Origin of the sequence: Delftia sp. WSY_22, assembly GCF_043104185.1 — a bacterium.
In the GTDB taxonomy this organism is placed as follows: domain Bacteria; phylum Pseudomonadota; class Gammaproteobacteria; order Burkholderiales; family Burkholderiaceae_C; genus Comamonas; species Comamonas tsuruhatensis.
Map to the genome: position 1 here is coordinate 20,343 of NZ_JBICKN010000019.1, position 18,129 is coordinate 38,471.

The 18,129-nt window shown below is 68.2% G+C and carries 18 protein-coding genes; 8 read left to right on the top strand and 10 right to left on the bottom strand.

Going from position 1 to position 18,129, the window contains the following annotated elements:
* Positions 1-90: 90 nt before the first annotated feature.
* From ACF8NF_RS12045 to ACF8NF_RS12065, 5 genes are all read right to left on the bottom strand, one after another.
* Positions 91-309 carry a CsbD family protein gene (locus tag ACF8NF_RS12045; protein ID WP_012202308.1) on the bottom strand — a complete coding sequence of 73 codons (219 nt, stop codon included), beginning with the start codon at positions 307-309 and terminating at the stop codon, positions 91-93.
* Between the two features lie 523 nt (positions 310-832).
* Positions 833-1,501 (bottom strand): ABC-type transport auxiliary lipoprotein family protein, encoded by a 669-nt coding sequence (locus tag ACF8NF_RS12050; RefSeq protein WP_016453581.1) that lies wholly within the window; start codon positions 1,499-1,501, stop codon positions 833-835.
* Between the two features lie 13 nt (positions 1,502-1,514).
* Positions 1,515-2,477, bottom strand: a complete 963-nt coding sequence (locus tag ACF8NF_RS12055; RefSeq protein ID WP_016448535.1) for an MlaD family protein — start codon at positions 2,475-2,477, stop codon at positions 1,515-1,517.
* 198 nt (positions 2,478-2,675) lie between these two features.
* Positions 2,676-3,479 carry an ABC transporter ATP-binding protein gene (locus ACF8NF_RS12060; RefSeq protein WP_016448536.1) on the bottom strand — a complete coding sequence of 268 codons (804 nt, stop codon included), beginning with the start codon at positions 3,477-3,479 and terminating at the stop codon, positions 2,676-2,678.
* Positions 3,479-4,609, bottom strand: a complete 1,131-nt coding sequence (locus ACF8NF_RS12065; protein WP_016448537.1) for an ABC transporter permease — start codon at positions 4,607-4,609, stop codon at positions 3,479-3,481. Before ACF8NF_RS12065 ends, ACF8NF_RS12060 begins: the two co-directional genes overlap by 1 nt.
* 326 nt (positions 4,610-4,935) lie before the next feature.
* On the opposite strand from ACF8NF_RS12065, the gene ACF8NF_RS12070 reads away from it, so the two are divergent.
* Positions 4,936-6,663, top strand: a complete 1,728-nt coding sequence (locus ACF8NF_RS12070; protein WP_016448538.1) for a GMC family oxidoreductase — start codon at positions 4,936-4,938, stop codon at positions 6,661-6,663.
* Here ACF8NF_RS12070 and ACF8NF_RS12075 read toward each other — a convergent pair.
* Complete coding sequence (locus ACF8NF_RS12075; protein ID WP_392450648.1) at positions 6,660-7,583, bottom strand: LysR substrate-binding domain-containing protein; 924 nt, start codon at positions 7,581-7,583, stop codon at positions 6,660-6,662. The two genes, ACF8NF_RS12070 and ACF8NF_RS12075, sit on opposite strands and share 4 nt — an antisense overlap.
* A gap of 99 nt (positions 7,584-7,682) precedes the next feature.
* Between ACF8NF_RS12075 and ACF8NF_RS12080 the strand changes: the two genes are divergently transcribed.
* The 7 genes from ACF8NF_RS12080 (at position 7,683) to ACF8NF_RS12110 (ending at position 13,015) form a co-directional block, all read left to right on the top strand.
* Positions 7,683-8,711: an NAD(P)-dependent alcohol dehydrogenase gene (locus ACF8NF_RS12080; RefSeq protein WP_016448540.1), complete on the top strand. Its 1,029-nt coding sequence runs from the start codon at positions 7,683-7,685 to the stop codon at positions 8,709-8,711.
* Positions 8,712-9,008: 297 nt separating this feature from the next.
* Positions 9,009-9,767, top strand: coding sequence for a sulfite exporter TauE/SafE family protein (locus ACF8NF_RS12085; protein ID WP_392450649.1), 759 nt, complete (start codon positions 9,009-9,011; stop codon positions 9,765-9,767).
* Between the two features lie 254 nt (positions 9,768-10,021).
* The gene (locus ACF8NF_RS12090; protein WP_392450650.1) at positions 10,022-10,792 is read left to right on the top strand and encodes an ABC transporter substrate-binding protein; all 771 of its coding nucleotides are present in this window, start codon (positions 10,022-10,024) and stop codon (positions 10,790-10,792) included.
* A 65-nt stretch (positions 10,793-10,857) separates the two neighbouring features.
* Positions 10,858-11,640 carry an amino acid ABC transporter permease gene (locus ACF8NF_RS12095; protein WP_016448543.1) on the top strand — a complete coding sequence of 261 codons (783 nt, stop codon included), beginning with the start codon at positions 10,858-10,860 and terminating at the stop codon, positions 11,638-11,640.
* The gene (locus ACF8NF_RS12100; protein WP_016448544.1) at positions 11,637-12,395 is read left to right on the top strand and encodes an amino acid ABC transporter ATP-binding protein; all 759 of its coding nucleotides are present in this window, start codon (positions 11,637-11,639) and stop codon (positions 12,393-12,395) included. Before ACF8NF_RS12095 ends, ACF8NF_RS12100 begins: the two co-directional genes overlap by 4 nt.
* 111 nt (positions 12,396-12,506) lie before the next feature.
* Positions 12,507-12,755 (top strand): hypothetical protein, encoded by a 249-nt coding sequence (locus tag ACF8NF_RS12105; protein WP_016453586.1) that lies wholly within the window; start codon positions 12,507-12,509, stop codon positions 12,753-12,755.
* Positions 12,752-13,015 (top strand): PIN domain-containing protein, encoded by a 264-nt coding sequence (locus tag ACF8NF_RS12110; RefSeq protein WP_392450651.1) that lies wholly within the window; start codon positions 12,752-12,754, stop codon positions 13,013-13,015. The genes ACF8NF_RS12105 and ACF8NF_RS12110 overlap by 4 nt, the downstream gene beginning before the upstream one ends.
* A 205-nt stretch (positions 13,016-13,220) precedes the next feature.
* On the opposite strand, the gene mrdA is transcribed toward ACF8NF_RS12110, so the two are convergent.
* From mrdA to ACF8NF_RS12130, 4 genes are all read right to left on the bottom strand, one after another.
* Positions 13,221-15,266, bottom strand: coding sequence for a penicillin-binding protein 2 (gene mrdA / locus ACF8NF_RS12115; RefSeq protein ID WP_016453588.1), 2,046 nt, complete (start codon positions 15,264-15,266; stop codon positions 13,221-13,223).
* A gap of 13 nt (positions 15,267-15,279) precedes the next feature.
* Positions 15,280-15,798, bottom strand: coding sequence for a rod shape-determining protein MreD (gene mreD, locus ACF8NF_RS12120; RefSeq protein WP_016448548.1), 519 nt, complete (start codon positions 15,796-15,798; stop codon positions 15,280-15,282).
* Entirely contained in the window at positions 15,795-16,868 is a 1,074-nt protein-coding gene (gene mreC, locus ACF8NF_RS12125; RefSeq protein ID WP_392450652.1) for a rod shape-determining protein MreC, read from the bottom strand. The genes mreD and mreC overlap by 4 nt, the downstream gene beginning before the upstream one ends.
* A gap of 183 nt (positions 16,869-17,051) precedes the next feature.
* Positions 17,052-18,095, bottom strand: coding sequence for a rod shape-determining protein (locus ACF8NF_RS12130; protein WP_012202293.1), 1,044 nt, complete (start codon positions 18,093-18,095; stop codon positions 17,052-17,054).
* Positions 18,096-18,129 lie beyond the last annotated feature (34 nt).

Below are 18,129 nucleotides of genomic sequence, written 5' to 3' on the forward strand. Positions count from 1 at the left end.
CCATTGGTGCGTGCCCTCAGGCACGCTGGCTGTCGGGGAGCGGGTGGTGGCGCCGGCCAGGGCATCCGCCACCCGCGGGGTCCACCCTCGTCAGTCTTCGAAGCGGAAGTCGGGGTTGCGCTTTTGCCAGTCGGTCAGCTGCTTTTCGGCAGCGTCGCGGGCCAGGCCCTGGCGCTCCTGCAGCTTGCCCAGGAATTGCTCGCGCTTGCCGGCGATCACGTCCAGATCGTCATCGGTGAGCTTGCCCCATTGCTCACGGATCTTGCCGGTGAATTGCTTCCAGTTGCCCTTGATGCGGTCTTCATTCATGGCTTGGTCCTTTCAGTGATGTTGAAGTCGTGCCGTGCAATCAGGCCTTGTTTTTTCAAAGCCGCGATCTGCATCAGCGACGGTTCCACTGTAAAAAACCTGCGCGCCGCGCGCCGTAGTCTGGACCTAGTGTTGACGGTCGTCCCAGGGGCAGCCGAGACGGTGGGATCGGGACTACAGCCCCTGACGGACGCGCGGGAAGCGCTGGGTCAGGCGCGGCCCGCCCCTGCCCTGAGTACCCAGCCTTTTCCCCCTATGTCCGCACCTGCGCCGTGGCGGTTGCGGGGTTGCAAGCCTGCCGAAGGACAGGCTTGCTTCGTGATCTGACCTTTCTTGGCGAATCAAGAAATGGGCAGTCGGCTGCCGGGCCGAGACCCGGCCTCGAAAAGCAACCATCCGGCAGGGGCAGAAAAAGTCCACTTGCTTGCAGAGCCAGTTGCCGAAAACAAAAAACGGCCAGCGGATGCAATGCACCCACCAGCCGTTCTCAAGAGAATGGATGGGCTGGAAATCCAGCAGCAGCTCAGTGCCCCTGCTGCCCCAGCCACGCATCGATCTGCGCAATGGCCGCATCCGTGGCCTTGGCCAGGGCCTGGGCGCCGCCCGCCGCATCGCCCGAAGCTGCAGGACTGCGCACCTCGAACACCTTCTGTCCGAGCAGGCGGTCCACAGCACCGCTTTGCTCGACCAGGGTGGCGCGCAGGCGCACCACGCCGGCACTGGAGCCGGGCGCGTCAAAGACCTGGCTGAACTCTTCGATGTCCACGCGCAGCAGCGTGGGCACGGCGCCTTGCAGGCGCGGCTGGGCCACGCTTTCGCTGCTGGCCAGCACGGGGCGCTGCAGGCCCAGCTGGCTGCGCAGGCGCTGCTGCAGCAGCAGTGCAGGAGGCTGGCTCCAGCGCGCCAGCTGGTACGGGCGCAGTTCCTGGCCGTTGGCATAGGCCAGGCGGTAGAACATGGCCGTGCTGCCGTCGGACAGGGCGGGAGCCTCCACATCGGCCAGCGCCAGCGGCGTGCGTGCCTGCGGGGCTGCGGATGTGGCGGACTGCGCGGGCGTGGACAGCGGCGCCAGACCGAAGTCATAGCGCGCGGGCTGGGCGGGGGGCTGCGGCAGGGCCGAGCAGCCGGCCAGCAGGATCAGGGCGGCGGCCAGTCCAGCGCTGGCCACGGCGGTCTTGCGAGATGGGGACATGCGGGTTCCTCGGTCAGGGCTGGGTGGCTGCAGACGGGGCGACGAAGCCGGGCTCGCCCGGCCCCGGACGGGCCTGGCCCGGCCCGTAGATCACGGCCTGCGGGTTGTCGCTGAAGCGGCTGGCGGCCGTGCCCATCTGGCGCGCGGCGCGCGAGACATCATCGGCCGCTCGGTTGGCGTGCGGCACCGTGCTGCGGCCCAGCGAATCGGCCATGCGGGTCAGTGCGCGCGTGCTCTGGGCGATCTGCTCCAGCGGCCCGTCCTGCGCGTTCACGCGGCGCACGGTCTGCTGCAGCTCGGACGCCACGGCAGCGGCTCCGTTGCTGGCCTTCTCCAGCGACTGCAGGGTGTTGTGGGCGTCGGCGGCGAGCTGCGGCACCTGGGTGGACAGCGTGCGGTCCAGGTTCTGCGTGAGCTGCTGCACGCCTGCGGCAGCGGCAGCAATGTTCTCCAGCGCCTGGCTCACGCGCTTTTGGTTGTCGGTGTCCAGCATGTCGCTGAGGCGGCGCGAGATTTCATCGGCGCGCTCCAGCAGCACCTGCCCCTGGTCGGCCAGCATGCTCAGGGGCGAAGAGCGCAGCGGCAGGCGCGGCAGGCCGCTGGGGCCCGGGGGCAGTTGGGGCTGGGGCTGGTCCGCATCATCGAGCTGCACATGGGCCAGGCCCGTGACGCCCTGGTAGCCCAGCACGGCGAACGTGGTGGGCGTGATGGGCGTGTTCACGCCGATGGCGATGCGGATCAGCACATTGCCATTGGTCTGCGGATCGAACCCGATGCGCGTGACCTTGCCCACCGCCACGCCCTTGTAGCGCACGGCGGCCTGGGCCTGCAGGCCGCTGATGCCATCCTTGGTGGACAGCTCGTACTCGTTGTACTGCCGCGTATCGCGCGTCAGCCAGATCGCCAGTCCCGCCAGCAGGGCCGCCACGACCAGCACGAAAATGCCGGCCGCCATGGCATGTGATTTGTTTTCCATATCAATGGTCCATAACGTTGAGCCCAGCAAAACAAGGCATGGGGCCACAGCCCCCAGGGCCAGCACTCAGAGCGCGGCCTTCAAAACCGGCGCACCCCAAGGCAAGGGACACCGAGCAAGGGCCGCCCCGCCGCGAGGGTGTCGTCCCCCCCCGCAAAGCGAGAGGGGGGAAGGCGCGAAGCGACTCAGGGGGGCTTCTCATACCGTGCTCATCGCGCGCCTGCCGCGCTCGCCCTGGAAGAAATGCTCGATGAACGGATGCTTGAACTCGGCCACCTCGCGCGGCGGGCCGCTGACCAGCACCTTCTTCTCGGCCAGCACGGCCACGCGCGAGGACAGGGCGAACAGCGTGTCCAGGTCGTGCGTGACCATGATGACGGTCAGGCCCAGCTCGGCACGCAGCTCGCGCAGCAGTTCGCAGAATTCGTCGGAGCTGGTGGGGTCCAGGCCGGCCGTGGGCTCGTCGAGCAGCAGCAGGGGCGGGTCCATGATCAGCGCCCGCGCCAGCGCCACGCGCTTGATCATGCCGCCCGAGAGATCGGCCGGCATGCGCGAGGCATGCTCGGGTTTGAGGCCCACCATCTGCAGCTTGACCAGGGCCGCGTCGCGCACCAGTTCGTCGGGCAGCGTGCCCTGCTCGCGCAGCGCGAAGGCCACGTTGTCCAGCACGCTGAAGGCCGAGTACAACGCCCCGTGCTGGAACAGCATGCCCACGCGGCTGGCGGCGCCCTCGCGGCCCATTTCGCTGGCCGGGCGGCCCAGCACTTCGACACGGCCCTTGGTGGGCTCCAGCAGCCCCAGCATCTGGCGCAGCAGCACGGTCTTGCCCGTGCCCGAGCCGCCGACGATGGACAGCATCTCGCCGCGCTGCACATCCAGGTCCAGGTCCTGGTGCACGGCAAAGGCGTTCTCGCCTTCGCCGAACACGCTCCACAGCCCGGCGATGCGCACGATGGGCTCGTCGGCTGCGGGCGTGGAGGAGGTTTCGGTGTCCATGGCCATCAGATTCCGACATCTTTGAAAAGGATTGCGAAGATCGCATCCACCACGATGACCATGGTGATGGCCGACACCACCGAGGCCGTCGTGCCCTTGCCCAGGCTCTGCGTATTGGGCTCCACGCGCAGGCCCCAGTGGCAGCCGATCAAGGCGATGAGGGCGCCGAAGACCACGGACTTGCCCATGGCGATCCAGAGGTTGCCGATCTTCACGGCGGCAGGCAGCGCCTCGGCAAAGTAGGCGCCCGTGACGCCCATGGTCAGGTCGGCGGCCAGCATGCCGCCGGCCAGCGCGGCCAGCGTGGTCCACAGCGAGACCAGCGGCATGGCAATGGCCAGCGCCAGCGCACGCGGCAGCACCAGGCGAAAGCCGTGCGGTATGCCCATGACCTGCATGGCGTCCAGCTCTTCGGTGACGCGCATCACGCCGATCTGGGCGGTGATGGCCGAGCCCGTGCGGCCCGCCACCAAGATGGCCGCCAGCAGCGGGCCCAGCTCGCGGATCAGCGAGATGCCCAGGATGTTGACGATGAAGGATTCCGCCCCGAACTGGCGCAGCTGCAGCGCCATCAGGTAGGCCAGCACCACGCCGATCAGGAAGCCCACCAGGGCCGTGATGGGCAGGGCCGTGGCGCCCATGGAGTAGAGGTGGCCGGAAATGTCGCGCCAGGGCCCCCGGTGCGGGGCACGCGCAAAGCGCACCAGGTCGATCAGCAACTGGCCGATGAGCCGCGTCAGCTGTGCGAAATGGCCACAGGCGTTGATGACCAGGCAGCCCAGGCTGTCGATGTGCTCCAGCAGGCTCAGGCGCGGGGCCGGCGGTGCAGGCTCCTTGGAAAAACGGGCCACGCGGTCGAGCATGGCGCGCTGCGCGTCGCTGGCCGCCAGGCGCGCGGGCAGGCGACGGCCCCAGTGGTTCCACAGCAGTTGCGCGCCCACGTGGTCCAGCCAGTCCAGCCCTTGCAGGTTCCAGCCCAGGTCATCGCCCTTGGCGTCGGCCAGCTGTGCACGCAGCCTGCGCCATTGCGCCCGCCGGCCCAGCTCGGCCGCGCCCCAGGAGCCGGTCAGCAACGCCCATTGGCCGTCGTTGTCACGGCGCAGGCTGCATTGGGGGGGATTGTTGAGGGCAGACAAGTGCGGGAAGTCCTTGGGGGTTGCGAAGGCGGGGCCGAGGCGCGCGGGCAGGCACGGTGGCACGCCCGCCAAGACCGCAGGATAACCGAGCGGCGCGGCCCGCAGATTGCCCCGCAACGCCGTGTGCGCGACGGCTTTGCCCTACGCGTGCAATTTTTATCAAAAAACCAGTGGGACCGCCATCGCTGCTGCATGCGCTGCTGCGAAAAAAGGAGTCCAGCGCGCTTTCCCTCTCGACAGTGCGCATGCCGTCCGCACAATGGGCCGAAGCACCAACCCCGGCTCCCAAGGACGTTCCGGCCCGCAGCGGACGCCCGCCCATCTCCATGAGCAATACCACCTTCGACTACATCGTCATCGGCGCCGGCACGGCAGGCGCCCTCCTGGCCAACAGGCTCTCGCGCGACGGCCGCAGCCGCGTGCTGCTGATCGAGGCGGGCGCCAAGGACGACTACCACTGGATCCACATCCCCGTGGGCTACCTGTACTGCATCGGCAATCCGCGCACCGACTGGCTGTATCAGACCGAACCCGACGAAGGGCTCAACGGCCGCAGCCTGCGCTATCCGCGCGGCAAGACGCTGGGCGGCTGCTCCAGCATCAACGGCATGATCTACATGCGCGGCCAGGCCCGCGACTACGACGGCTGGGCCGAGCTGACCGGCGACGACGCCTGGCGCTGGGACCAGGTGCTGCCGGCCTTTCGCCAGCATGAAAGCCATTGGCGGCTGGACGCCGGGGGCAACGCCGATGCGCGCTTTCGCGCCCTGCACGGCGGCACGGGCACAGGCGGCAGCGGCGAATGGCGCGTGGAGCGGCAGCGCCTGCGCTGGGACATCCTGGATGCCTTTGCCGAAGCCGCCCAGCAGGCCGGCATTCCGGCCACCGAGGACTTCAACGGCGGCAGCAACGAGGGGGTGGGCTACTTCGAGGTCAACCAAAAGGGCGGCCTGCGCTGGAACACCGCCAAGGCCTTCCTGCGGCCCACCTGCTATGGCCGCCCCAACTTCGAGCTGTGGACCCATGCCCAGGTCAGCCGGCTGCTGTTCGAGCCGCTGCCCGCCGGCGGCCTGCGCTGCAGCGGCGCACAGGTCTGGACCGGCTCGGAAATGGTCGATGTGCAGGCCAGCCAGGAGGTCCTGCTGTGCGCGGGCGCCGTGAACTCCCCGCAGATCCTGCAGCTGTCGGGCATAGGCCCGGGGGCGCTGCTGCAAGGCCACGGCATCGCCGTGCGCCACGACCTGCCCGGCGTGGGCGAGAACCTGCAGGACCATCTGCAGATCCGCTCGGTCTACAAGATCAAGGGGGCGCGCACGCTCAACACCATGGCCAATTCGCTGTGGGGCAAGGCCGGCATCGGCCTGGAGTACCTGCTGCGCCGCAGCGGCCCCATGAGCATGGCGCCCTCGCAGCTGGGCGCCTTCACGCGCAGCAGCCCCCAGCAGGCGCACCCCAATATCCAGTACCACGTGCAGCCGCTGTCGCTGGACGCCTTCGGCGAGCCGCTGCACGGTTTTCCGGCCTTCACGGCCAGCGTCTGCAACCTCAACCCCACCAGCCGGGGCACGGTACGCATCCGCAGCGGGGACTTCCGCCAGGCGCCTGCCATTGCGCCGCACTACCTGTCCACGCCCGAGGACCGGCAGGTGGCCGCCGACAGCCTGCGCGTGACGCGGCGCATCGTCAGCCAGAGCGCGCTGGCGCGCTTTGCCCCCGAGGAATGGAAGCCCGGCGTGCAATACCAGAGCGACGAGGACCTGGCCCGCCTGGCCGGCGACATTGCCACCACCATCTTCCACCCGGTGGGGACCACGCGAATGGGCCGCGCCGACGACCCCATGGCCGTGCTCGACAGCCGCCTGCGCGTGCGCGGCGTACAGGGCCTGCGCGTGATCGATGCAGGCGCCATGCCGCGCATCACCAGTGGCAACACCAACAGCCCGACGCTGATGATGGCGGAGAAGGCCGCCGGCTGGATTCTTGCGGACAGGCAGGGCCGGGGCCAGGAGCCGGCACGGCAGAGCACGGAACCGGCCGTTGCGCTGGCCGCCTAGGACTGCTCCTGCAGCAGCGGCGGGATCGCCGCCAGCAGCGCATCGATGGTCACGCGCAGCCGGTAGGGCAGAAAGCGCGTGCGCGGCCACAGCACATGCAGGGGAATGCGCGCGGCCGGCACGTCGGGCAGCAGGCGCACCAGCGCCCCGCTGTCCAGCGCACCGCGCACCCGCCACAGCGGCATGTGGGCCAGGCCCGCGCCCTGCAGCGTGGCCGTGGCGATGGTTTCTATGTCGTCAAAGCCCAGCGCCGGCTCCAGCACGGGCGCGGCCAGCGATCCATCCTCACCGGCCAGCCCCCAGGGGGCGGCGCGGCCACTGCGCATATAGGCAATACAGCGATGCCCGGCCAGGTCGGCCACGCTGCGCGGCGCGCCATGGACCTGCAGATAGGCGGGTGATGCGCACAGCACCATGGTTTGCATGCCAAGGCGCCGCGCAACCAGCCAGTCGCTGTCAGACAGTTCCCCGCTGCGTATGGCCAGGTCGATGCCGTCATCGGCGAAGTCCAGCTGGCGGTCGGTGAAGCTGGCCTCGATGCGCAGGCGCGGATGCAGCTGCGCCAGCTCCAGCAGCAAGGGAGCCACGTGGTGGCGGCCGAAGACCACGGGTGCGCTGATGCGCAGCCGGCCCACCACTTCCCGCCGCCCGGCTTCCAGCATGTGCCGGGCGGCATCCAGGTCCTCCAGCGCCTGCGCGCAGCGCTCGTAGAACATCTGGCCGTCCTCGGTCAGCCCCAGGCTGCGCGTGGTGCGCACGAACAGCCGCGCGCCCAGGCGCTCTTCCAGCCGCGCCACGGCCTTGCCAACAGCCGAGCGCGTAAGGCCCAGGCGCTCGGCCGCCTGGGCGAAGCTGCCGGCCTCGGCCGAGGCGACGAATGCGCTGACGCCTGCCAGCCTGTCATTTGCAATTGGTTCCATAAATTCTACAAACCATAGCCTCAATTGAATCAATGCAATTATGGAGGAATCAATAGACTGAAGTCCTGTTTGATATCTGCCTCGAAAGGACCGCCTTCCATGACCGTGCCTGCGTCTTCCCCATTCATGCAGCAATGGCAACTGCCCGCCCTGGGCCATGAAAACCTGCAGCTGGTGCAAGTCCCCATTCCCGAGCCCGGGCAGGGCCAGGTACTGGTGCGCGTGCATGCGGCATCGCTGAACTACCGCGATCTGCTGATCCTGCGCGACGGCATGGGCATGGGGCCGGCCCTGCCCCTGGTGCCCGGCTCGGACATGGCTGGCGAGGTGGTCGCCATCGGCCCGGGCGTCGCGGAGTTCGCGGTTGGCGACGCCGTGATCAGCACCTTCTTCTGCGGCTGGCAGGACGGCGTGCAGCCGCGCACCAGCCTGCCGCTGGGCTCGCCCGGGCCGGGCATGCTGTCGGAATACGTGGTGCTGGGCGAAGACAACCTGGTCGCCGCGCCCCGTCAGCTGGACTTTGCGCAGGCCAGCACCCTGACGTGCGCGGGCGCAACCGCCTGGTTCGCGCTGGCCGAGTCCGCGCCCACGCGGCCCGGGGACACCGTGGTCATCATGGGCACGGGCGGCGTGGCGCTGTTCGCCATGCAGATCGCCCATGCCCAGGGTGCGCGCGTGGTGGTGGTTTCGGGCAGCGACGACAAGCTGGCGCGGGCTGCACAGCTGGGTGCAGACCACGGCATCCACCGCCACCGCACGCCGGACTGGGCCGCCGAGGTGCGCGCCCTCACGGGAGGACGCGGCGCCGACCATGTGCTGGAACTGGCCGGGGGGGATAACTTCGGCCGCTCACTATCGGCCCTGGCACAGGGAGGCCGCGTGTCGGTGATCGGCAATCTGCAGGGCGACGAGCTGCGCGGCTCGGTCTATCCGCTGCTGCTGGGACGCGCCACCGTTCAGGGCATCGGCGTGGCACACCGGCGTGCGCTGCAGGATCTGGTGCGTGCCGTGGACTGGCTGAAGCTGCAACCTGTGATCGACAGCGAATACGCGCTGGCCGATCTGCCGGCAGCCCTGGAGCATCTGGAGCGGGGTGCTTTCGGCAAGCTGGTGCTGCGCATGCGCTGAACGTCCGGCAACCGGCAATCATCGTCCCAGCCCCTTGCTGGTGCAATCCCGCACTTTCGCGGCAACTGCGGGAAATCCCCGATGCACCACCCAGGTGCGGCCATTAAAGTCCATCCACTCTCGCGGTACCACAGTGCTGCACAAGAGGGGCCGAGGAGACAACTCGTACACAACCAGATCAACATTCATAAATAGCATCCCAAGATGCATTTCCCAGAGCGCCGGCAAGTCCGGCGCTTTTTTTATGCCTGCGGCCAGCCTGATGCGGCACCGTGGCGGTGCGACAATCGCCGCCCTATGGAATGGATCATCGTCTCGCTGGCCTCGATGCTGGCCGGCTTCGTGGACGCCATCGTGGGCGGCGGAGGCCTCATCCTGCTGCCCGCGCTGTTCGCCACCTTCCCCACCGCACCACCGGCCACCCTGCTGGGCACCAACAAGAGCGCCTCCGTCTGGGGCACGGCCATGTCCACCTGGCAGTACGGCCGCAAGGTGCAATTGCCCTGGCGCACGATGATGCCGGCCGCCTGCGTGGGCATGGCGGGCTCCTTTGCGGGGGCCTGGGCCGTCACGCAGATCTCCCCCGACTTCCTGCGCCAGCTGCTGCCGCTGGTGCTGCTGGGCGTGCTGGTCTATACGCTGGCGCGCAAGGACATGGGCCGCAACCACACGCCGCGCTATTCGGGCCGCGCCGAGACGCTGATCGCCTGCGCCATCGGCCTGGCCATCGGCTTCTACGACGGGTTCTTCGGCCCCGGCACGGGCAGCTTCTTCGTGTTCCTGTTCGTGCGGCTGATGGGCTATGACTTCCTGAACGCCTCGGCCTCGGCCAAGCTGCTGAACATGGCCACCAACCTGGCGGCGCTGGCGCTGTTCACGCTCAAGGGCCATATCTGGTGGCACCTGGCCGTCCCCATGGCGGTGGCCAACGTGCTGGGCGCCATGCTGGGCACGCACATGGCCCTGCGCCACGGAACGGGCTTCGTGCGGGGCATCTTCATCGGCGTGGTGAGCCTGCTGATCCTCAAGACCGGCTACGACGCCTTCATCGCCTGAGCACGCAGGCCAGCGGCATCCGCAACACCTGCCATCGGCATCGGCGACGGCAACCTTCTATAATTGCCGACTTTTCGCCTTGAGCTGCGGCGGCAGGTGCATGTCGCACCCCTGCCAGCGGCTGCACCCGACCCGCCGCGCAGCCACGCAATCGGCCCCGCCGTCCATGGCCATGCACCGATCCGTGCGTTGGCGCTTTCCCCCCCTTGCGGCGCCGGGGTCAGGTCCTGAGCGACAGCCCTCCTGGAGCTTCCATGAAACGCATTACCGTCATCGCCGCCGCCGCGCTGGCCCTGTGGACCGCCGCAGTCGTTCAGGCCCGCCCCTTCGACGCCATCCAGAAGGAAGGCACGCTGCGCCTGGCCACCGAAGGCTATTACGCGCCCTTTGCCCATTTCGAGGGCAAGCAGCTGACCGGGTTCGAGGTCGAGCTGGCACAGATGCTGGCCGGCAAGATGGGCGTGAAGTACGAGTGGAAGACCATCAGCTTCGACGCCCTGCTGACCGGCCTGCAGCAGGACCGCTGGGATCTGGTGATTTCCTCGCACGGCATCACGCCCGAGCGCGAGAAGGCCGTGACCTTCACCCAGCCCCACTACTGCTCGGGCGGCATCGTGATGTCGCTGGACCCGGCCATCCGTTCGGCCAAGGACCTGGCGGGCAAGACGGTGTCGGTGCAGACCGGCTCCACCTATCTGCAGTACATGGAGAAGAACGTGACCGGCATCAAGCGCCTGGTCAACTTCCCCACGAACGAGGCCGCGCGCAATGCGCTGCTGTCCAAGCGGGTGGACGCCTGGGTGACCGAGCGCTTCATTGCCAAGGAACTGCAGCAGAAGAACCCCAATGCCCAGCTCAAGCAGGGCGAGATGCTGCTGGTCGAGCGCATCGCCGCCGCCGTGGCCAAGGACAACAAGTCGCTGGCCGACGCCTGGAACAAGGCCTTCAAGGACGCCCTGGCCGACGGCAGCTACGCCAAGCTGTCGCAGAAATATTTCCACGAAGACATCCGCTGCCCTGACTGAGGCCCCGGGCAGATCTGCCCGACCGGCGCCCACTTGCAGGGCGCCTTTTTGTTTCTAGCCCACCTATGCTTACCGTCCTCTGGCCCGCCCACTGGAGCCGCTCGCAGCGCAGCAACGCCACCCTGGTCACGGCCCTGCTGCTGATGGTGCTCGTGGTTTCGCTGCTGGGGCAGTTGCTGTCCCTGCTGCCCGAGCCCATAGGCTCCAATGCCGACACCTTCGCCGATGGCGCGCGCACCACGCTGTACCTGACGCTGGCCAGCGGCGCCGCCGGCCTGGTGCTGGGCATCGCCGCCGCGCTGGCGCGCACCTCACGCACGGCCGCCCTGCGCTGGGCTGCAGGCTTTTACGTCTGGGCGATCCGTGGCACGCCGCTGCTGGTGCAGATCCTGTTCATCTACTTCGCGCTGCCGGTGCTGATCCCGGGCCTGAACCTGCCCGACTTCGCCGCCGCCTGCATTGCGCTGGCGCTGAACGTGGGCGCCTACAACGCCGAAGCCGTGCGTGCCGGCCTGCAGGCCGTGCCGCGCGGCCAGGCCGAGGCCGCACGCGCGCTGGGCCTGCCGCGCAGCCGCGTCTTCATGGACGTGGTGTTCCCGCAGGCCTTCAAGATCTCGCTGCCGCCGCTGGTGAGCAACTTCGTGGCCCTGCTCAAGGATTCGTCGCTGGCGTACGCCATCGGCGTGGTGGAGCTGACCAATGTGGGCAACCGCATCCAGTCGGCCACCTTCCAGCCCGTGGAGACCCTGGTCACCGTGGGCGTGACCTACCTGGTGCTGACCACGCTGGTGACCCAGGTCACGGCTGCCGTGGAGTACCGCTTCGACGTGGAGGGCCGCCACAAATGAGCGCCGACAAGCTGGCACGGGGCATGCCCTACATCGTGGCCGACAAGGTCACCAAGTCCTTCGGCAGCCACCAGGTGCTCAAGGGCGTTTCCACGCAGTTCTGCACGGGCGAGGTGACGGTGATCATCGGCGCCTCGGGCTCGGGCAAGTCCACGCTGCTGCGCGCCATCAACCGGCTGGAGCCGCATGATGGCGGGCGCATCACCATCGACGGCGTCGAAGTCACCGACAACGAAGCCACGCTGCAAAAGCAGCGCTGCGAAGTGGGCATGGTGTTCCAGCAGTTCAACCTGTTCGGCCACATGACGGTGCTGGACAACGTGACCCTGGCGCCGCGCCGCATCCACAAAACGCCGCGCGCCCAGGCCAATGCCAAGGCCATGGCCCTGCTGGAGCGCGTGGGCATGCAGGCCCACGCCCACAAGTACCCCTGGCAGCTGTCGGGCGGCCAGCAGCAGCGCGTGGCCATTGCCCGTGCCCTGGCCATGGAGCCGCAGGTGATGCTGTTCGACGAGCCCACCAGCGCGCTGGACCCGGAGATGGTGCAGGAGGTGCTGGACGTGATGCGCGAGCTGGCACGCGGCGGCATGACCATGATCGTGGTCACCCACGAAATGGGCTTCGCCCGCGAGGTCGCCGACCGCGTGATGTTCTTCGACCAGGGCTGCATCGCCCACGAGGCGCCACCGGCCGAATTCTTCGGCAACCCGGCCAGCGAGCGGATCGCGGCGTTCATCGGGCGCATGGGGCATTGAGGCCGAAGCCCTGATTCGTCGCCTTGCGTGCCCTCATGCGCAGGGGGCATGCCGTTGTCGCCTTGCGTGTCCATGACTACCATGCGTCATTGACCTGAAAGGAGCCTGGCCATGACTACCATGACGATCCACGATCTGGATGAAGACCTGCAGGCCCGGCTGCGTCTGCAGGCGGACCTGCACGGCCACTCCATGGAAGAAGAGGCCCGCAACATCTTGCGCGCGGCACTCGCAGCCAATGCGGCGGAGGGGCATTCACTGTTCGACTCCATCCGGGCCCGGGTCGAGCCCCTGGGCGGCGTTGAACTGGTGCTTGCGCAGCGCGAGCCCATTCGCAATCCGCTGGGTGCCAGCCGGTGATCATTCTCGACACCAACGTCCTGTCCGAGGCTCTGCGCCCCGATCCCGACAGGCGCGCCATGGAACGGCTGGCCAGCCAGCCCCGCTCCAGTTTGCTCACCACAGCCATCACGCGCGGAGAATTGCTGTACGGCGTCCTGCTGTTGCCGCAGGGACAGCGCAAGCATGGGTTGCTGGCTGCAGTGCAGGCCATCTTGGACATCGATATGGCAGGCCGCGTCCTGGAGTTCGACAACGGTGCCGCTGACGCTTATGCGTAGATCGCTGCGGCCCGAAGGCAGTCCGGCAGACCCATCAGCCAGTTCGACGCCATGATTGCGGCCATCGCCCGCTCAAGGGGAGCCAGCCTTGCCACCCGCAATGTGCGGGACTTTGCGGACTGCGGGGTCACGGTCATCGATCCCTGGCAGCGCTGAATCTGCCGCGCAGGGCTCAGACCCGCTTGCAGCGGCACACAAGCGTGCCTCAATCCTCCAGCTCGGCAGCCGAAGGCGGCGACAGCACCGCCGGGCGGCCTGCGGGCACGGGGACCGGCGCCTCGGGCGGCTCATAGCGCGGCAGGCCGGGCAGGTTCACGGTTTCCGCATCCAGCGTGATTTCGGAGACGCGGCGCGGGGTGCCTATGGGGACGCCGGCCTGGCCCTTGCGCATGGCGGCCATGTCTTCCAGGCTGGGGTAGCGGCCCAGCAGCCAGTAGTCGAACACGCGGCGCGCCAGCGGTGCGGCGGCAGCGGCACCGAAGCCGGCGTTCTCCACGATGGCAGCGACGGCAATGGTGGGGTTGTCGGCCGGCGCGTAGGCGATGTACAGCGAGTGGTCGCGCTGGAACTCGGACAGGCGTGCCGCGTTGTACTTCTCGTTCTGGCGCACGCCCACGGCCTGGGCCGTGCCGGTCTTGCCGGTGGAGGTGTAGGGCGCGTTGCCGAAGATGCCGCGCGAGGTGCCCTCCACCGTCACGGCGGCCACGGCGGCGCGCACGGCCTCCACGTTCTCGGGCTTGTAGCCCATGCTGGTGCCAGGGTCCTTGTTGATGGCCGAGAACTGCTGCGTGACGGCATCGACACGGCCCACGGCCAGGTGGGGGCGGTGCTTGACGCCCTTGGCCGCCAGCGTGGACATGGCATTGGCCAGCTGCAGGATGGTGAAGTTGTTGTAGCCCTGGCCGATGCCCAGCGAGATGGTCTCGCCCGCATACCACTTCTTCTGCTCGGGCCGCTTGTAGGTGTTGCGCTTCCACTCGGTGCTGGGCAGCACGCCGCGCGCCTCGCCGCGCACATCGATGCCGGTGAGCTGGCCGAAGCCCAGCGGCTTCATGTAGTCGTGGATCATGTCCACGCCCATGTCGTTGGCCAGCATGTAGTAGTACACGTTGGACGACTTGATGATGGAGCGGCGCAGGTTGGTCGGCCCGTTGGGGTGGCCCGAGCGGAAGGTGTGGCCGCCGAAGGTCCAGCTGCCGTTGTCCATGATGGTGGTGTCCGGGCGGCGCTTGCCCGACTCCAGAGCGGCAATCGCCATGAAGGGCTTGTAGGTGGAGCCCGGCGGATAGGTGCCCCGCAGCGCGCGGTTGAGCAGCGGGCGGTTGATGGATTCGTTGAGCGTGGTCCAGCTCTCCTGGTCGATGCCATCGACGAAGAGGTTCAGGTCGAAGGTGGGACGGCTGACCATGGCCAGCACTTCGCCGCTGCGCGGATCGATGGCCACCAGGGCGCCGCGGCGGTCGCCGTACAGCTCCTCCACCATGCGCTGCAGCTTGATGTCCAGCGACAGCACCAGGCTGTCGCCGGGCGTGGCGGGGCGGCTGCCGAGCTTGCGCACGGCATGTCCGCCGGCCGAGGTTTCCATTTCCTCCCAGCCGGTCTGGCCGTGGAGGTCGGTTTCGTAGCTCTGCTCCACGCCCAGCTTGCCGATGACGTCGGTGCCACGGTAGTTGGCGGCGTCGTCGGAGTCTTCCAGCGCCTCTTTCTCGCGCTGGTTGATGCGGCCTATGTAGCCGATGACATGGCTGGCCGTGTCCTGCATGGGATAGGTGCGGAACAGCCGCGCCTTGATGTCCACGCCCGGGAAGCGGTAGCGCTGCGCAGCAAAGCGCGCGACCTCGTCATCGGTCAGGCGCGTGCGGATGGGCAGGGAGTCGAAGCTGCGGGAGTCGTCCACCAGGCGCTTGAACTTGCGCCGGTCGCGCGGCGTGATCTCGACGATCTCGGCCAGGCTGTCGATGGTCTCTTCAAGGTTGCCCGCGCGCGAGGGCATGATCTCCAGCGTGTAGGCCGAGTAGTTGGTGGCCAGCACCACGCCGTTGCGGTCCAGGATCTGGCCCCGGTTGGGCACGATGGGCACCACGGCCGTGCGGTTGCTTTCGGCGCGCTCGGACAGCTCCTCATGGCGCTGCACCTGCAGCACCAGCAAGCGCGCCACCACCAGCCCGAAGGCCAGCAGCACCACCACGCTCATCACCCATGCGCGCAGCCTGAATCGCTGCAGCTCGGCTTCTGTATTGCGGATTTCCATCACGCGTCAAGCCTCACAGGGGACGGTTCTCGTCACTGTCCGGCGGGCGGCGCTGAGGCGCCAGCAGCAGGCCGCTGACCAGGGGCCACAGCAGGGCCTCGATCAAAGGCGCGACGACCACCAGCGGGCCGGGCATGATGCCACCGGCCACCATGCGCAGCAGCACCTGCAGGCCGTGCACCACGGCAAACAGCGGCAGCAGGTGCAGCGCCTGCACGGGCGTGGAGAACCACGACAGGCGCCGGCCCATGGCGCCGGCCGCGAACACCAGCAGCGCATAGGCCAGCGCATGCTGGCCCAGCAGGGAGGAGCGGTCCACATCCATGCACAGGCCCAGCAAAAAGGCCACGCCCATGCCCACGCGCTGGGGCTGGTTCAATGCCCAGAAGGCCAGCAGCACCATGAGCAGGTCGGGTTGCCAGGCCTGGCGTCCCAAGGGCAGCATGTTGAGTGCCAGCGCCGCCAGCAGGCTGACGACGATGAACAGGGGATTGACCGGCAGCAGCAGCTGCTGGCCGCGCGGCATGATCATGCGGGCTCCTTCCTGGCGGAGGCGGGTGCGGCGGGAGCAGCGGGTGCGGCAGGCGTGGCCGGCGCATCTGCCTTGCCGGCCTTGCCGCCGTCCTTGGCGGCTTCCTTGCCCTTGCCATCCTTGGGCTTGTCTTTTTCCTTGCCCTTGTCTTTTTCCTTGCCCTTGCCGGCACGCAGGGGTTCGGCAGCGCCTTCCGCCTCGGGATGCGTGGCGCGGTCCAGCGGCTTGAGCACCACCACGTGGCGCACGCCCTGCACGCGGCCCACGGGTTCGCAGTAGATGCGGGAGAAGGCCGAGTCCGCGCGGCGCTCCACCGAGACCACCTTGGCCACGGGCAGGCCCGGCGGGTACAGGCCGTCGACGCCGCTGGTGGTCAGCAGGTCGCCTTCCTGCACATCGGCATTGCTGGGCATGAAGCGCAGCTCGATGCCGCCGGTGCGCAGCGGCGACGGGTCGCCATAGGCCACGCTGCGTGCACCGGTGCGCGGGTTGAAGACGGGAATGGCCTGGTCGCGGTCGATGAGCAGGGTGACCTCGGAACGCAGCGGATACACGCGCGTGACCTGGCCGACCACGCCCTTTTCATCGAGCACGGGCGAGCCCTGGGCGATGCCGTCCACCTGGCCGCGGTCGATGACCACACGGCGGGTATAGAGGTCGGGGCTGTCGTAGACCACTTCGGCCGCCGTGCCGGGCGTGGTCAGGCGGTCGCGCAGCTGCAGCAGCTCGCGCAGATGGTCGTTTTCCTGGATCAGTTCGTCGGCCAGCGAGGCACGCTGGGCCATGGCCACCAGTTCCTTGCGCGCGCCCTGCTCCCGGGCCTGGGCCTCGTCCAGCGAGCCCAGGTAGCGGCTGGCGTCGTGCACGGCCTCCACCGGCTTGAGCATCACCCACTGCACGGGGTACAGCACGGTGGACACGGCCACGCGCACGGGGTCGGTGATCCTGAAACGCGCGTCGGCCACCATCAGAAACAGCGCCAATGCGCTGTAGATGGCCAGTTGGGAGACGCGCGAGGGCCGCCGCTTGAACAGCGAGGGCGCCGAGTGGTCCAGGGTGTTGGGATTCATGCGCCCCTCCCGCGCGGCAGGGCCTGCCCTGCCGCACTTGCTGCGGCCTGGAAAGCACGGGCCGGGCCCGGTGCGAAGGAAGGCAGGGCAAGCATGCAGGTCACCACGGAAGGGAGAAGAAAAACGTTGCAGTCGGTCGGCTGCCGCCCGGGCCCGCGACAACGGGCCCCGGCCTGCGCCGCGTCAGTCGCTGGTGAAGATGCTGCCCTGGCGGTCCATGGTCTCCAGCGCCATGCCGCAGCCGCGCACCACACAGGTCAGCGGCTCCTCGGCCACGAGCACGGGCAGGCCCGTCTCTTCGGCCAGCAGGCGGTCCAGGTCGCGCAGCAGCGCGCCGCCGCCGGTCAGCATCATGCCGCGCTCGGCAATGTCGGCGCCCAGCTCGGGCGGGGTCTGCTCCAGCGCGTTCTTGACGGCGCTGACGATCTGGTTGAGCGGGTCGGTCAGGGCTTCGAGCACCTCGTTGGACGAGATGGTGAAGCTGCGCGGCACGCCTTCGGAGAGGTTGCGGCCCTTGACTTCCATCTCCTTGACTTCGGAGCCGGGGAAGGCCGAGCCGATGTTCTTCTTGATGGATTCGGCCGTGGGCTCGCCGATCAGCATGCCGTAGTTGCGGCGGATGTAGCTGATGATGGCTTCGTCGAACTTGTCGCCGCCCACGCGCACGGAGCCCTTGTAGACCATGCCGCCCAGCGAGATCACGCCGACTTCGGTGGTACCGCCACCGATGTCCACCACCATGGAGCCCGAGGCCTCGGACACCGGCAGGCCGGCACCGATGCCGGCGGCCATGGGTTCCTCGATCAGGTAGACGGAGGTGGCGCCTGCCGCCTCGGCCGCGTCCTTGATGGCGCGGCGCTCGACCTGGGTGGAGCCGCAGGGCACGCAGATGATGATGCGCGGGCTGGGCGTGAGCACCGAGCGCGGATGCACCATCTTGATGAACTGCTTGATCATCTGCTCGGTGATGACGAAGTCGGCAATCACGCCGTCCTTCATCGGGCGGATGGCCTCGATGTTGCCGGGCACCTTGCCCAGCATGGCCTTGGCTTCACGGCCCACCGCCTGGATCACCTTCTTGCCATGCGGGCCGCCTTCGTGGCGGATGGCGACAACGGAGGGTTCGTCCAGAACAATGCCCTTGTCGCGGGCGAAAATCAGGGTGTTGGCTGTGCCAAGATCAATGGCAAGGTCGGTGGAGAAATACCGACGGAAAGCTCCGAACATTACGAGAGTCCTCTCAGGCACGGCATGCTCGTCG

What these genes read in the sequence shown, in the direction of transcription:
- ACF8NF_RS12050 (WP_016453581.1), bottom strand. Translation starts at nt 1,501, where the DNA reads ATGTCCCCATCTCGCAAGACCGCCGTGGCCAGCGCTGGACTGGCCGCC.
- ACF8NF_RS12055 (WP_016448535.1), bottom strand. Translation starts at nt 2,477, where the DNA reads ATGGAAAACAAATCACATGCCATGGCGGCCGGCATTTTCGTGCTGGTC.
- ACF8NF_RS12075 (WP_392450648.1), bottom strand. Translation starts at nt 7,583, where the DNA reads ATGGAACCAATTGCAAATGACAGGCTGGCAGGCGTCAGCGCATTCGTC.
- mreC (WP_392450652.1), bottom strand. Translation starts at nt 16,868, where the DNA reads ATGAATCCCAACACCCTGGACCACTCGGCGCCCTCGCTGTTCAAGCGG.
- ACF8NF_RS12080 (WP_016448540.1), top strand. Translation starts at nt 7,683, where the DNA reads ATGACCGTGCCTGCGTCTTCCCCATTCATGCAGCAATGGCAACTGCCC.
- ACF8NF_RS12090 (WP_392450650.1), top strand. Translation starts at nt 10,022, where the DNA reads ATGAAACGCATTACCGTCATCGCCGCCGCCGCGCTGGCCCTGTGGACC.
- ACF8NF_RS12045 (WP_012202308.1), bottom strand. Translation starts at nt 309, where the DNA reads ATGAATGAAGACCGCATCAAGGGCAACTGGAAGCAATTCACCGGCAAG.
- ACF8NF_RS12070 (WP_016448538.1), top strand. Translation starts at nt 4,936, where the DNA reads ATGAGCAATACCACCTTCGACTACATCGTCATCGGCGCCGGCACGGCA.
- ACF8NF_RS12060 (WP_016448536.1), bottom strand. Translation starts at nt 3,479, where the DNA reads ATGGCCATGGACACCGAAACCTCCTCCACGCCCGCAGCCGACGAGCCC.
- ACF8NF_RS12085 (WP_392450649.1), top strand. Translation starts at nt 9,009, where the DNA reads ATGGAATGGATCATCGTCTCGCTGGCCTCGATGCTGGCCGGCTTCGTG.
- mreD (WP_016448548.1), bottom strand. Translation starts at nt 15,798, where the DNA reads ATGATCATGCCGCGCGGCCAGCAGCTGCTGCTGCCGGTCAATCCCCTG.
- ACF8NF_RS12095 (WP_016448543.1), top strand. Translation starts at nt 10,858, where the DNA reads ATGCTTACCGTCCTCTGGCCCGCCCACTGGAGCCGCTCGCAGCGCAGC.
- ACF8NF_RS12105 (WP_016453586.1), top strand. Translation starts at nt 12,507, where the DNA reads ATGACTACCATGACGATCCACGATCTGGATGAAGACCTGCAGGCCCGG.
- mrdA (WP_016453588.1), bottom strand. Translation starts at nt 15,266, where the DNA reads ATGGAAATCCGCAATACAGAAGCCGAGCTGCAGCGATTCAGGCTGCGC.
- ACF8NF_RS12130 (WP_012202293.1), bottom strand. Translation starts at nt 18,095, where the DNA reads ATGTTCGGAGCTTTCCGTCGGTATTTCTCCACCGACCTTGCCATTGAT.
- ACF8NF_RS12100 (WP_016448544.1), top strand. Translation starts at nt 11,637, where the DNA reads ATGAGCGCCGACAAGCTGGCACGGGGCATGCCCTACATCGTGGCCGAC.